Source organism: Pseudovibrio sp. FO-BEG1 (assembly GCF_000236645.1).
In the GTDB taxonomy this organism is placed as follows: Bacteria; Pseudomonadota; Alphaproteobacteria; order Rhizobiales; family Stappiaceae; genus Pseudovibrio.
This window is the reverse complement of record NC_016642.1, coordinates 925,001-939,294: the sequence shown is the minus strand read 5'-3', so window position 1 is coordinate 939,294 and position 14,294 is coordinate 925,001. Positions and strand designations below refer to the sequence as shown.

General features: G+C 51.9%; 8 protein-coding genes, 1 tRNA gene, 2 rRNA genes and 1 pseudogene (1 of these 12 cut by a window edge). 8 read left to right on the top strand and 4 right to left on the bottom strand.

The window, feature by feature from the left end; translation table 11 throughout:
* Nucleotides 1-238: 238 nt before the first annotated feature.
* The 6 genes and pseudogenes from PSE_RS04375 (at nucleotide 239) to PSE_RS04355 (ending at nucleotide 8,623) form a co-directional block, all read left to right on the top strand.
* Nucleotides 239-1,912 carry a cytochrome D1 domain-containing protein gene (locus tag PSE_RS04375; protein ID WP_037036452.1) on the top strand — a complete coding sequence of 558 codons (1,674 nt, stop codon included), beginning with the start codon at nucleotides 239-241 and terminating at the stop codon, nucleotides 1,910-1,912.
* 246 nt (nucleotides 1,913-2,158) lie between these two features.
* Nucleotides 2,159-2,650 (top strand): annotated as a pseudogene (locus PSE_RS27610) (NapC/NirT family cytochrome c); the annotation flags it as partial.
* A gap of 39 nt (nucleotides 2,651-2,689) precedes the next feature.
* On the top strand, nucleotides 2,690-3,883 hold the full coding sequence (locus PSE_RS27605) for an ethylbenzene dehydrogenase-related protein (RefSeq protein WP_371260871.1): 1,194 nt from the start codon (nucleotides 2,690-2,692) through the stop codon (nucleotides 3,881-3,883).
* Between the two features lie 210 nt (nucleotides 3,884-4,093).
* On the top strand, nucleotides 4,094-4,513 hold the full coding sequence (locus PSE_RS04365) for a plastocyanin/azurin family copper-binding protein (RefSeq protein WP_008548712.1): 420 nt from the start codon (nucleotides 4,094-4,096) through the stop codon (nucleotides 4,511-4,513).
* A gap of 34 nt (nucleotides 4,514-4,547) precedes the next feature.
* On the top strand, nucleotides 4,548-6,062 hold the full coding sequence (locus tag PSE_RS04360) for a nitrite reductase (protein WP_014283744.1): 1,515 nt from the start codon (nucleotides 4,548-4,550) through the stop codon (nucleotides 6,060-6,062).
* Between the two features lie 893 nt (nucleotides 6,063-6,955).
* Complete coding sequence (locus tag PSE_RS04355) at nucleotides 6,956-8,623, top strand: GSCFA domain-containing protein (RefSeq protein WP_014283743.1); 1,668 nt, start codon at nucleotides 6,956-6,958, stop codon at nucleotides 8,621-8,623.
* An 820-nt stretch (nucleotides 8,624-9,443) separates the two neighbouring features.
* Here the strand turns inward: PSE_RS04355 and PSE_RS04350 are convergent.
* A complete protein-coding gene (locus PSE_RS04350; RefSeq protein ID WP_041767953.1) occupies nucleotides 9,444-9,716 on the bottom strand; it encodes a hypothetical protein in 273 nt (90 codons plus the stop codon).
* Between the two features lie 195 nt (nucleotides 9,717-9,911).
* Here PSE_RS04350 and PSE_RS04345 point away from each other — a divergent pair, with 195 nt between their 5' ends.
* Both PSE_RS04345 and PSE_RS04340 read left to right on the top strand, forming a co-directional pair.
* Nucleotides 9,912-11,102 carry an NnrS family protein gene (locus tag PSE_RS04345; RefSeq protein ID WP_041768869.1) on the top strand — a complete coding sequence of 397 codons (1,191 nt, stop codon included), beginning with the start codon at nucleotides 9,912-9,914 and terminating at the stop codon, nucleotides 11,100-11,102.
* Nucleotides 11,099-11,506 (top strand): LysR substrate-binding domain-containing protein, encoded by a 408-nt coding sequence (locus PSE_RS04340; RefSeq protein ID WP_014283741.1) that lies wholly within the window; start codon nucleotides 11,099-11,101, stop codon nucleotides 11,504-11,506. The genes PSE_RS04345 and PSE_RS04340 overlap by 4 nt, the downstream gene beginning before the upstream one ends.
* A gap of 79 nt (nucleotides 11,507-11,585) precedes the next feature.
* Here PSE_RS04340 and PSE_RS04335 read toward each other — a convergent pair.
* The 3 genes from PSE_RS04335 to PSE_RS04325 form a co-directional block, all read right to left on the bottom strand.
* A tRNA-Met gene (locus PSE_RS04335) sits at nucleotides 11,586-11,662 on the bottom strand.
* Between the two features lie 52 nt (nucleotides 11,663-11,714).
* Nucleotides 11,715-11,829 (bottom strand): 5S ribosomal RNA (gene rrf / locus PSE_RS04330).
* An 86-nt stretch (nucleotides 11,830-11,915) separates the two neighbouring features.
* Nucleotides 11,916-14,294: ribosomal RNA gene (locus PSE_RS04325) — 23S ribosomal RNA — on the bottom strand (it continues 346 nt past the right edge of the window).

The window sequence follows — 14,294 nt, the reverse complement described above, 5'->3', positions numbered from 1 at the left end:
TTCATGTGCAGGTGATGTACCAGTGTTTTTGGTTTCGTGGCATGGTTGTTGTCCACCGCATGGAAAAGAGGGTTGAGACGTTCTGTCGCAAGTTTGCTGGAATGGGGAGTTTTCTGCGGTTTTGGGAGGTGTGATGTTTCAGAAAGGGGCTCTAAGTTTTCTTGCTTAACATTAGTCAAGGAGCATGACGGCTGATCAATTCACTGTGACATGGTCTCACCAGCATTGGAGTTTGAGAATGTTACAAAAAAAGAGACGTGGGTCAGGTTACGCGTTAGCGGCCGGCTTTGCGATGCTGCTCGGTAGTGCAGCTGCGCCCGCCTTTGCAGAAGGTCCGACACTGAGCGAAGAAGCTTTTGAGCGCTCTAAGCAGCTCTATTTTGAGCAGTGCGCAGGTTGTCACGGCGTTCTCCGTAAGGGTGCAACAGGTAAAAACCTGGAGCCTCATTGGAAGAAAACGGGCAAAGACGGCACCGTGACTGAAGGTGGTACCCTTCAGCTGGGTCAGGAACGCCTTGAGAAGATCATTGCCTGGGGCACCGAAGGGGGCATGAACAACTTCTCGGAAATTCTGACCGAGCAAGAAATCAAGGACATGGCGACTTACATCATGTTGGATCCGCCAAAGCCGCCTGAAATGTCGCTCACCCAGATGAAGCAGACCCGCAAGGTTTATGTAGAGGAAAAAGACTACCCTACAAAGCCTATGCATGGCCGCAACTGGGAAAACTTCTTCGTCGTCATCGAGCGTGACGCTGGTAAAGTGGCTGTCATCGACGGCGACACCAAAGAAGTTCTGGTCCACATTCCAACCGGTTATGCGGTGCACGTGATCAAAGCATCTGAGCACCATAAACTGGAAGAACCAGAGCAGCCAGGTCGCTTCTGGTACACCATGGGCCGTGACGGTAAGATGACCAAGATCGACCTCTGGCAGACCCCAGACAAGATGCTTGTTTCTGAAGTTACTGTTGCGTACGACGCTCGCGACGTTGCGATTTCCGGCGACGGCAAATACGTAATCGGTGGTGCTTACTGGCCTCCACACTTCGCTATTGTTGACGCTGTAACCATGGAACCTCTGAAAGTGGTTTCCACCCGCGGTTACAACACTGACGGTGACTACGTAGAAGAAAGCCGCGTTGCTGCTATCTACACCACACCTAATGAGCCAACATGGCTGGTTGCGGTTAAAGAACTTGGCCAGATGTGGCAGGTTGATTACACCGATATCGATAACCTTCGTATCGAAAAAATCGACTCCGCTAAGTTCCTGCACGATGGCTTCTTCGATCCAACAGGTCGTTACTTCCAGATCGCTGCAAACGCATCGAACAAAATGGTTGTAGTGGACACCAAAGATCGCAAGCTCGAAGCTATGATCGACGTTGCTGCTCTTCCACACCCAGGTCCAGGTGCTAACTGGAACGATCCTAAGTGTGGTCCTGTTGCAGGTACAACCCACCTCGGCGTAGGTACTGTATCTGTATGGGGTAACGATCCAGCAGGCCGTCCTGACGAAGCTTGGAAGAAGTGTTACGAAGTTGAAACAGATGGCCCAGGCCTCTTCATCCGTACACACCCTAACTCCAAGTACGTATGGGCTGACCAGACCAAACACCCAGATCCTGAAATTCAGCAGGCTGTTCAGGTGATCTCGAAAGAAACCGGTGAGATTGTGAAAACAATCACCATCACCGAAACAGAAGGCAATGCCGCTGTTCACTTCGAGTTCAACGCAGATGGTACTGAAGTTTGGGTATCCAACTGGAACATGGGCGACTCTCTGGAGCCAAACGGTGAAATCGTTGTCTTCGATGCTGAAACACTCGAAGAGAAAACCCGGATTAAGGGCCTTTACGCTCCAACCGGTAAGTTCAACGTTTACATCCGTTCGAACCACGTCACCTAATGTGATCTGACGATCTTTTGGAGGGGCGGGCGCCACGCCCGCCCTTCTTTTTTATCAGCGGTATCGCGACTGAACGGCTGCGCACCAGCCGGAGATGACGGATTTGCTCCCCGTATCTTGAAAGCCGACCGCATACGACCCGGCAAGGATGGGTCGACAGAAAATCCAAAATGGAGCCTGGAAATGACCCAGTCCAACGATACGGAAAAGAAAAAGCCGATCTGGCGCAGGTATTTCCTATGGGGAATGCCGGTAGGTGGCCTTCTGGCGGCCTTTGTCGTCGGCATTATCTTCTGGGGTGGTTTCAACACCGCCATGGAAGCGACAAACACAAAAGAATTTTGCGTCTCGTGCCATGAGATGAATGACTTCGTCTATCAGGAATATCAGGGCACAATTCACGACGTAAACCGGTCCGGCGTCGGTGCAGTTTGTTCTGACTGTCACGTGCCTAAAGACTGGACACATAAGATCATCCGCAAGATCAAAGCCTCGAAAGAAGTTTGGGGCAAGCTCGTGGGAACGATCAACACGCGTGAGAAGTTCGAGAACAAACGTCTGCACCTTGCCAAGAACGAATGGGAGCGGATGAAAGCGACGGATTCCCGTGAATGCCGTAACTGTCATGACTTTGAGTCCATGATGCCGGAATTCCAGAAGCCGCGCGCTCGTCAGCAGCACCTGAATGCAATGAAGACAGGCCAGACCTGTATCGATTGCCACAAGGGTATTGCGCACTCTAACGTTCGTGATCGTGCATCTGACGAATATCTCGAAATGATCGAGGCACCAAACCACAACTTCGTTCGCGAGATTCCTAAAGAATACATGGAAAGCCTCGCTCGTATCGAAGCGAAAGAAGCTGCTGAAGCAGAAGCTGCAAGTGCTGCGAAGAAAGCACAGCAGGAAGCTATGCAGGCGCAGATCGCTGCTGCAGTCGACGCGGCTGTTGCTGAAGAACGCGCAAAAGCTTCCGGTGAAGCAAGTGCGGCTGATGCTGGCGATACAGTTGGTGCAAACATCGACTGGAGCGGCGTGAACAGCGTGGATATGACCCTGTTCTATCCTGGTCAGGCTTCCTTCGAGTTCGTTCAGAACGGTAAGCAGCACGGTGGTGCTCGTCCGCTGACAAAGGGTGGTGACCAGTGCACAACCTGTCACGCGAAAGAGCTGGAAAACATCGGCAACAAGATCGTCAAGGGCACTGAAAACACTGAGCCTACGCCAATTCCTGGCAAGCGCGGTGTGATCAACGCGACGATGCAGGCTGCTCATGATGGCGAAAACGTCTACTTCCGTCTGCAATGGCCAGATGCACCTCACGCACCTGCACCATTCGTTGACGGTGGCAAGATGGATCCGGATAACCAAATCAAGGTTGCCATGATGATCACCGGTACTGGCATCAAGATGGGTGAACAGGTTGGTTGCTGGGCAACATGCCACGCAGACAACACCTACATGCCATTTGATCCGGGCCCAGAAGCAATCGCTGCTTCCGGTGATGTTGCTGAGTTGCTGAAGGCGAAAGAATCCATCCAGAAATACCTGAGCGAAACCCGTACGAAGATCGAAATCAAAGGTCGCCGCGGTAAAGCACAGGGTGGTTGGAACAAGCTGAAGTCTGCTGAAGAAATCGACCAGCTGCTGGCTGACGGTACCTTCATGGATCTGATGCGCGTCTATGCTGACGGTTCCGCGACCAATGGCTACCTGCTTGAGCGTCGTGTTCAGAACGACGGTGATATTGCGGCGTCTGCCAAGCTTTCCGCTGGCATGTGGACTGTGGTCTTCTCCCGTCCGCTGACAAGCGACAAGCCTGGCGATGTGCCATTAGAAGCAGGCAAGACCTACACAGTCGGCTTCGCGATCCACGATGACTTCTCATCCGCACGTTTCCACCACGTGACGCTGAACACCAGTTTGGCGCTGGATGACGAAACTGCCCAAATCAATGTGGTAGGACGCTAAAACATACAAAGGGTGGCCGAGCAACTGGCCACCTTTTTTCTTGGAGGCTCGCGCCTCCGTCAGGATTTCGTTTTTACGTATCTTTATCCGAAAACCGTCTTCCACTTTCGGAGATACGCTAAGCTGCAGAGCTTGCTCAAAGTTATTCCAAGTGTATCCTTGTCGATAATACCTAGATTATTTTGGATATGCATTTGAGAGGGGCGTCTCATGTACTCAAGACTTCTTCAAGGTTCCGCTGTCGCATTGGGTTTGCTGATGATGACACCAGCGATGGCCAAGGACGACAAGGCTGCTGAGCTCTGCGCAAAAGCAGAAGCGCGCTATGTCGATATGTTCGGGCATCCATCTGCTGAAGCTGAGGGCGTGACTGTCGTGACCATGTACAAGTACCGCTTCTGCCCTGAAAAGCTGACAGTGCCTGTTGGAACGACTGTGCGCTGGGTGAACGTGGACAAGCGCACAAGCCATACTGTTCATTTGAACGAGGCAGGCGAGAAAGAGTCTGACCGGCTGTTCCCGGAAGAAAACTTTGAGTTCACATTTCTGAGTGCCGGCTCTCAGCAATATCTGTGTGGCCCGCACTGGGAAACACAGAAGATGATCGGCATGGTGACCGTTACTCCCTAGTGTAGATTGCACTCCAAATTTCTGAGTTAATTCAATGATCAGGCTCCTTGTTTCACTTGGGTCGGCTGTTCTTACAGCATCTGCTTGCCTTGCTGACCCTGCTGCTCTTTATCAAACGCATTGCGTTGAATGCCACGGTGAGAACCGTTTGGGCCTGATTGGTCCGGCTCTGCTTCCTGAAACTCTGGGCAGTCTGCGCGGCACAGCACTTCAGGATACGATCAGGAGCGGGCGGGAAGCGACTGAGATGCCATCTTTTCGCGATGTATTGAATGACCAGCAGATTGACGAGCTCAGCGCCTATTTGAAAACTCCGCTGGACCCGGCACCGGTCTGGGGGATGGAGCAGATTTCAGCGAGCCTGATTAAGAACGACGACTATGAGCTGGTCAAAAAGCCGCTCTGGTCAGCAGATCCCCTGAATGTGACACTGGTGGTTGAGACTTCAGACCACTCTGTCAGCGTTCTGGATGGTGACAGCTTTGAGGTTCTGACACGCTTCAAGACGCCGTTTGGTACGCGCGGACAGCCCAAGTTCTCACCGGATGGGCACTACGTCTACATCATGTCCCGCGATGGCTGGATTCAGAAGTTTGATCTCTACGCGTTGCAGGAGGTCAGCCGTGTTCGTGCTGGCCTGAATAGCCGAAACATTATGCTGAGCCATGACGGCAAGTGGATTGCAGTGGCCAACTACCTGCCCAACACGTTTGCAATCCTCTCCGCTGACGACCTGAGCCCACAAAAGGTGGAGCACGTGAAGGGCAAGGATGGTTCGCCGAGCCGTGTCTCTGCCGTTTACCTCGCTACCAAGCGCAAGAGCTTTGTGTTAGCCCTGAAAGACGCGCCCTCCATCTGGGAAGTGTTTTATGGTCTCAATCCGCCGCATTATGGCTTTGCCCATGACTGGCGCGTGGAGGGGCCAGCTCCCAACAAGGATCCATTTCCGCTCCGCACCATCACAGTCAAAAGCCTCGTTGAAGATTTCTATCTCGACCCGACTGATGAATATGTGATGGGGGCTTCACCGACCGGTAAAGGTGGACAGGTGGTTGATCTGGTGATCGGCCATAAGATTGCGGATCTGGATCTGACAGGCATGCCGCATCTGGGTTCTGGCTCCACATGGAAGATGGGCGAGCGCACAGTTATGGCGACGCCTCATCTGAGAGAGCCTCTGGTTTCCATCGTTGATATGAAAACGTGGGAGACCCTCACGCAAATCGAGATGCTCGGGTCAGGCTTCTTTACCCGAACCCACGAGAACTCCCCTTATCTCTGGGTGGATGTTTTCTTTGGCCCACACAAAGATGCCATTCAGATCATCGACAAACAGACCCTTGAGATCGTGAAGACCTTGCGCCCTCAAAAAGGCGCCCGCGCTGCCCATGTTGAGTTCACACAGGATGGCAAGCACGCGCTGGTTTCCATCTGGGAAGAGGATGGCGCTGTTGTCATCTATGATGCTAAGACACTGGAAGAAATTGACCGCCTGCCAATGAAAAAACCACGTGGGAAATACAACGTCGGCAACAGGATTGAGAAGTAGGGGGAAGCGGGGAAGTTATAGGTTGTGGCTGATGACCTTTAGCTGGCATCGACCCTGATATGGTTTTCGAGCCTTCTTAGCTTGTTCTCAACTGCAGGTCGATTTCACATCTGAAACCTTTGTGGGGCTCCTCGTTAGCCGTGCTATAGAAACAATGAGTCTCCATGCGGACAAAGCTGCCGTTCACTACGACGCAGAAAACTTCGATCAGTAACGGCTAACGTCGCGGACCTACACCGGACATTCGAGTATTTCCATCTAGGGTTGATGCTATGTTCAAAACGATTTTCGAGTACCCGAGCGGGCAGTATTTCGCCGTGTAATGTGATCACTCGTGCAGGACACAATGCAATCGCGAGATAGCTCAACGAAATGAGTTCGGACTTTAAATCTCTCAGTTAGGTTCAATCCATGCCTCGTGAAAAGGTGCCCCCACTTACTTATAACAAGCTGTTTTATTGGAGGAAATAAGCCTAGTTGCTCGACACTTTCTCATGCCATTTGGTATACTGAAGTTACATGGAGTAAACCGCGTAAGAAATCTTTGAGAACTAGGTCGGGGCTTACAACTTCTTAAGGTCACAAGTTGATGCTGTTTCGGGCACCGCATGAGATGTTGTCTCATGATGACAGCTTTTTATCCGAAACGTTAACCGACTTCAGCAGCTACTTTTTTGACGCGTGCAGCCGAGTAACCTAGTTCTTTGGTCACAGGTTCTCCGCTTTCAGCTCATTAAACTCTTCAGCTACTTGCTGGTAGTTGCCGCGTAGAGCGCTGCAAAGCTTAACGAGGTTTACTTAAGACACTTGGCTGTTCAACAACTCGCTGCTTGACAAAGATGAAGAACCTTACCTAGCGTTGTGCCATAGACGTTGCAAACTAGGAGGTTGCGGTGCCGCTCCAAGTAATCCCTGCTCGAGAAGCGATAGAGGTAAGGAAAAGTAACCCTGCTGCCGGTTGGCCCAACAGAGGGAGTGCGAACAGGTTTGAACCTATCGCAAGACCCCGTATCGAGGCTGGTTTCAAGTTGGAACCACGATCCAGGATTTTCACAGTAGGGTCTTGTTTCGCGCGGAACGTGGAGCGCAATTTAGAACAGGAAGGTTTTCACCTGCCTGCCAAAGAGCTTTTGAAACAGCCAGAGTTTGCAGGTGTTCAAGTTAGGGTTTTGAACAGTTACGGCACACCTTCAATATTTAATGAGTTTTCATGGGCTTTGGACCCATTGAATCCTTATGATTACGGCAAGAATATCTGCAAAGTTGGAGAAGGTAGATACGTAGATTTGCACATCGCGAGCGGCACCCGACCGTGTGCAAGAAGTACTGTTGAGGCGAGGAGGCGAGCTGTCACTGAAATGTACCGCACGGTAACAACGTCTCACACCGTAATTATCACGCTCGGACTGTCAGAAGTTTGGTACGACACAGTGTCAAGCAATTACTTGAATGTCACGCCACTCCCTGTCTTACTGCGTACGGAGCCAGAAAGGTTTCAATTGCATGTCTTAAGCCACAACGAGTTACTCTCTTATCTTGTACGCACTATCGAACTCCTAAACCTTCATTGCGAAGCGACACCCAACATCTTAATCTCGGTGTCTCCTGTGCCGCTAGGTCAAACACACAGGCAATTAGACGTCGCTGTGGCCAACACTTACTCCAAAAGTGTGCTGCGGGCGGTTGCAGAAGAGGCAGTTTGCTCTTTTGACAACGTGTTTTATTTTCCAAGTTTTGAAGCTGTCACTTTAACTGATCGTAAATTGGCTTGGCATGACGACCAAATTCACGTGACCGATAGGTTGGTTGAGGAGCAAGTTTCTCGCATGATTGACACCTTCATGCGGAGAGAAACGGACAGTTTAACGCGAAACCAACTGCTTGAAATACTAATTGGCAAGCCCAAAATTAAAGAGCTCAATCGACTTTTTGATGCACACGGTTCTGTTATCAAATCTGACCTTGAATTACTGAAAGAATATACACGCGGACTCGTCCGCCACAAACAGTACAGCAGCGCATTGGAGTTTTTTGAACTCATTCCAGAAGATTCAGACTCAATAGTAATTCACATTCGCACACTAAGAATGCTTCAACAGTATAAACATGCCTTCGATTTGGTGCATAAGCACTACCCAGAGGGGTCGCGAAACATCCATTTGTGGCAAGAACTAGTTGCCCTTTACGTCGATCAAGGAGAGATATCTGAGGCATATGCTCATATTGAAAAGTGGGTGCGCGTATTTCCAGCAAGAAGTGACATAGTTTACAGGCGCTCCGCGAGGCTTTTTGCACCGCAATACCCCGAACACGCACGCGAGCTTTACCTGAAAGCTATAGAATTCAATCCTGAGGATTCAATTGCGCCAGCCGAACTGAAAAAGCTGGACAAGTCAAAGCGACCTAATTTTTCGGGTACCGCTTACCGCGCTACCCGTCAGCAGCAAGCGCCAAACCTGCCGCCCAATCCAGCGGCGGGTAGATCAGCCTTTCGAACTCTAACAGGCTTTTTTACCAGCGTAGCACCTCGGTTAATATTTCCTCGTGGAAATGGTCGATAACTAGGAAATCAGCTGCCTCAGCAAGCTTGATACTGTGTGCCAGTATATCGCGTGCTATGGCTTGCACGATGTTCTCAAACGTAAAACCGCCATAGAGCGCAAAACGCCGCAAGCTGTTATCGAGGCTTGCGCTGCACTTTCTATGCTAGCTTCACCTTTGCCGACCAGAGTCCCATTTGTATTTTTTGATCTTTCAGTCATACCCGCACCTTGTATTTCAAGTGTGGATTTGCACAAGCCAAACAGCGGTCAAAGGGCAGCCTGCACCATAAAAGCCAATTCTTGACGAGGTAAATACATTTTCCGGCCTGCATTTGCGTTCCCGCTACCCCACTTTGACAATCTCAGCTGCCAGAAACGTTTGCTTTCTTTTTGCACTCTTCGCTCGTAATGTTCATTCAGCAGCATGCTGCACTTGCGAGCTAACTCGCAATTAATCGATACTCAATCGAGTATTCTCCGAAAAAATCCCTACAAAATAAGACCGAGATCTCTTCAGGACAAGCAGCTGCAATCAATGATTGAGTTGGTCGAATGTCCGCATTTGGCCCTTAGTTGCCCTTTGAGTTTAAACACTGCAGTGAGCAAGAAAGCGCTTGGAAAAACTTATCCCCCTTGCTGGAAAGTGCCTGCATACTAGTCCCATGCCCACGTACGGGCTGCTGGCGGGCCGTCCGTCGGTGTGTCGTGGGCTGGGTGGGGCTTTTGTGAGGGGTAACGCATCTTGCAGAGGTCCGGTGGCACCGATTTTCAGGCGTGACTGCATGGCCTGAGAGGAAGGGCCCAAGCCTGAAGGGCATCACGCAGTGGCATTTGCTGGTCAGAGCAGTTGATGCCGAAGGTAGAGGAACTGTTTAAGCCGGGAAGCTTGCTTGAGCAAAGCCGCTATCTTTCCAGGAAACTGGCTATCGTGTCTTTCAGGATAAGAGGCGATGTTGGCCATACCAAAATGCCCGGGCAAGGCGCGTAGCCAATGCCGAAGACTCATATCTAACAAGTAGCGCAGGTGTTGCCTGCCGCCTTGCTCCTCCCGATCTTCGGGAAACTTAAGTTCCAACACTGCATGGGAGGCCATGTGGTGCTTTTGGTGCATCTAAATTTCTTGCCATAAAAATCGCAGAGCTCTGGGGCGTGTGACGTACCGAAACCTTCATCCCCCGCAAATGCAGAGTGCACTTAATAATAGTCAAGGACATGCTAGTTTGGATTGGTGAAGCTGATGGCAACGCTAACGCGTAGATCACTGAATGTGCATAAAGCACATCACCAAAAGCCAAAAGAGCGCCTCATGTCGACTACAATGGAACAAGTCAGATCCTGGCAGGGCCCTGCGCTTTTCAGTTACGGGTTCAGACCATTTTTCCTCGCCAGTGCCATTTGGGCAGTTGTGATTATGCTGCTCTGGATTCCACTGATATCGGGGCATATTGAACTCCCGGTCGCGTTTGGTCCGGTCTCATGGCATGCCCATGAGTTCCTGTTTGGCTATCTGAACGCCGTGGTGGCCGGGTTCTTGCTAACCGCAATTCCCAACTGGACCGGGCGGATGCCGATTGTCGGCAAGCCTTTGATTTTGCTCTTTAGCTTATGGGTGATTGGTCGTGTGGCGATCCTGTTTGGAGCCTATCTGCCAGCGGGCCTGATCGTCGTGCTGGATATCTCCATGCCCTTGATGCTCGCAGCAGCTTGTTTACGCGAGATTATGGCAGGTAAAAACTGGCGAAATCTGATCGTTCTTGCTTTGATGGCGCTGCTCATCATCGCCAACCTGCTGTTCCACTGGGAAGCCTGGAGCGATGGGTACGCTGCAAACGGCTATGGTATGCGCCTCGGCATTTCCACCATGGTGCTGATGGTTGGCCTGATCGGCGGCCGTATCATCCCGTCCTTCACCCGCAACTGGCTCGTGAAGCAAGGCAGTAAGAATCTCCCTGTTGGCCCTATGCAGAAGTTCGACAAGCTCTCCCTACTGTTCCTCTTGGCAGGGCTTCTGATCTGGACAGCACTGGAAGATCATTGGCTTGCAGGTGTGGCGCTTGTGATTGCAGGCAGCCTCCACTTTGCCCGTCTGGCTCGCTGGAAAGGGCAGTACACCTTCAAAGAGCCTCTGGTTCTGGTGCTTCATGTGGCGTATCTGTTCGTCCCCACAGGCCTGTTGCTTCTGGGCTTTGCAATCCTCCTCCCAGACCTGCTTGACATCACAGGCTCCCAACACCTGCTCATGGCTGGTGTCATGGGTATGATGACCCTTGCTGTCATGACCCGCGCCACCCTCGGACATACCGGGCAGGACCTCAAAGCAGGCAAAGGCGCCACCTTCCTCTACTGCGCCATGACCCTCTCCATCCTCCTTCGCTTCACAGCAGGGCAGACGCCAGAGATGTCTGCAAGGCTCTATGATGTTTCGGCCCTGGCATGGATACTGGCGTTTGTGGTGTACTTGGTGACGTTCGGGCCGTTGTTGGTAAGGAGGCGGTGAGTGATAATGAAGTCGCTCTTAGCCTCCTTGTCATCTCTTATGGCTTGCTTGGTGACAATGCCCCGCATTCGCTCACGCGAGCTAGTTTGGCTGAGCATCCTCAGATCGTGGTGAAGTCCTCTGATGCCCAATCTCCGGACACCGGCCTGCTTGCGGACGCACCAAAGTGGTTTGTGACGGATCTGCAGGCCAAAAAGGACCTGATCACATCAGGACTGGGCTGGGGCCGTCTTCCCCGTCATATGATTGCTCAGGAGGTCACTGAGGGCGTTCTGAAGCCACTCCCAACCCTGGGCGAGATCAGCTTGTCAATCTGCCTTGCCAGGCGCGGCAACCACCATTTGGGTCCGGTGGCCTCACATATCTGGAATTACTTTGATGGAGAGCACAGCTTCCCGGCCTAGGCGGGTTAGTTGCCGGTTTCTGTTTTAAAATTTAAACAACAAAAAACCCGCCATCTTTGCGATAGCGGGTTTGATATTTTGGTTGCGGGGGCAGGATTTGAACCTGCGACCTTCAGGTTATGAGCCTGACGAGCTACCGGGCTGCTCCACCCCGCGGTAATAAGGTATGTTCTGTTTTATTTTGAGAGATTGTGTGTGTCTTATTCATGCCCGGCGGCGCCCTACTCTCCCGCGTCTTAAGACGAAGTACCATTGGCGCAGGGGCGTTTCACTTCCGAGTTCGGGATGGGATCGGGTGGGGGCGCCCCGCCATAGCCACCGGGCAGGAATAAGTCACATATGAACTGGTCTGTTTTGTTTTTTTCAAGCTCTGCGTTTTAGCAGTTTTTATGATTATAGCTTAATGGGAGTGATCAAGATCGATCGAGCTATTAGTAAGGCTCAGCTTCGGATGTTACCACCCTTCCACATGCCTCCTATCGACGTGGTGGTCTTCCACGGCTCTCAAGGGATATCTAGTTTTGAGGTTGGTTTCCCGCTTAGATGCCTTCAGCGGTTATCCATTCCGTACATAGCTACCCTGCAATGCGGCTGGCGCCACAACAGGTCCACCAGAGGTACGTCCATCCCGGTCCTCTCGTACTAGGGACAGATCCTCTCAAATTTCCTACACCCACGGCAGATAGGGACCGAACTGTCTCGCGACGTTCTGAACCCAGCTCACGTACCGCTTTAATTGGCGAACAGCCAAACCCTTGGGACCTGCTCCAGCCCCAGGATGCGATGAGCCGACATCGAGGTGCCAAACAATGCCGTCGATATGGACTCTTGGGCATCATCAGCCTGTTATCCCCGGCGTACCTTTTATCCGTTGAGCGATGGCCCTTCCACGAGGGACCACCGGATCACTATGACCGACTTTCGTCTCTGCTCGACTTGTCAGTCTCGCAGTCAGGCAGGCTTATGCCATTGCACTCAACGAGCGATTTCCGACCGCTCTGAGCCTACCTTCGCGCGCCTCCGTTACCATTTGGGAGGCGACCGCCCCAGTCAAACTACCCGCCACACACGGTCCCGGATATTGTAGTACCGCGGTTAGATATCCATGAGGACAAGGGTGGTATTTCAAGGATGGCTCCACCCGAGCTGGCGCCCGGGGTTCAACGCCTACCACCTATCCTACACATGTCATCACGAATACCAGTGTGAAGCTGTAGTAAAGGTGCACGGGGTCTTTCCGTCTGACCGCAGGAACCCCGCATCTTCACGGGGAATTCAATTTCACTGAGTCTGTGCTGGAGACAGCGGGGAAGTCGTTACGCCATTCGTGCAGGTCGGAACTTACCCGACAAGGAATTTCGCTACCTTAGGACCGTTATAGTTACGGCCGCCGTTTACTGGGGCTTCAATTCGGTGCTTGCACACCTCCTCTTAACCTTCCAGCACCGGGCAGGCGTCAGACCCTATACGTCGCCTTGCGGCTTCGCAGAGCCCTGTGTTTTTGATAAACAGTCGCAACCCCCTATTCTGTGCCCCCGATACAAAGTTGCCTTCGTACCGGGCTCCCTTCTCGCGAACTTACGGGAGCAATTTGCCGAGTTCCTTCAGCACAGTTCTCTCAAGCGCCTTGGTATACTCTACCTGTCCACCTGTGTCGGTTTCGGGTACGGTCTTAGCGTGCGAGCTATTTCCAGGAACACCTTCACCGCATCTCCAATCCAATAAGGAGATACGATACACGGCATCCGTCACTACCCACTGGCCGGGGAATATTAACCCCGTTCCCATCGACTACGCCTTTCGGCCTCGCCTTAGGGGCCGGCTAACCCTGCGCCGATTAGCGTTGCGCAGGAACCCTTGGACTTTCGGCGAGAGGGTCTCTCACCCTCTTTATCGTTACTCATGTCAGCATTCGCACTTCTGATACCTCCAGCAGCCCTCACGGGTCCACCTTCATCAGCTTACAGAACGCTCCGCTACCGCGCGTCATAAGACGCACCCGCAGTTTCGGTGTATGGCTTTAGCCCCGGTACATTTTCGGCGCGGAGACCCTTATTTAGACCAGTGAGCTGTTACGCTTTCTTTAAATGATGGCTGCTTCTAAGCCAACATCCTGGTTGTTTTGGGATCTCTACATCCTTTCCCACTTAGCCATAACTTAGGGACCTTAACTGGCGGTCAGGGTTGTTTCCCTCTCCACAATGGACGTTAGCACCCACTGTGTGTCTGCCCTGCAGTACTTCCTGGTATTCGGAGTTTGGTTAGGATCAGTAAGGCGGTGAGCCCCCATAGCCCATCCAGTGCTCTACCCCCAGGAGTATTCACAGGACGCTCTACCTAAATAGATTTCGCGGAGAACCAGCTATTTCCGAGTTTGATTGGCCTTTCACCCCTAGCCACAAGTCATCCCCGAATTTTTCAACATTCGTGGGTTCGGTCCTCCAGTGCGTGTTACCGCACCTTCAACCTGCTCATGGCTAGATCACTCGGTTTCGGGTCTAATCCAACGAACTAAAACGCCCTATTAAGACTCGCTTTCGCTACGCCTACACCTATCGGCTTAAGCTTGCTCGTTAAATTAAGTCGCTGACCCATTATACAAAAGGTACGCTGTCACCCTTACGGGCTCCAACTGTTTGTAAGCATTCGGTTTCAGGTACTATTTCACTCCCCTCGTCGGGGTACTTTTCACCTTTCCCTCACGGTACTGGTGCGCTATCGGTCGACTAGGAGTACTTAGGCTTGGAGGGTGGTCCCCCCATGTTCAGACAGGATTTCACGTGTCCCG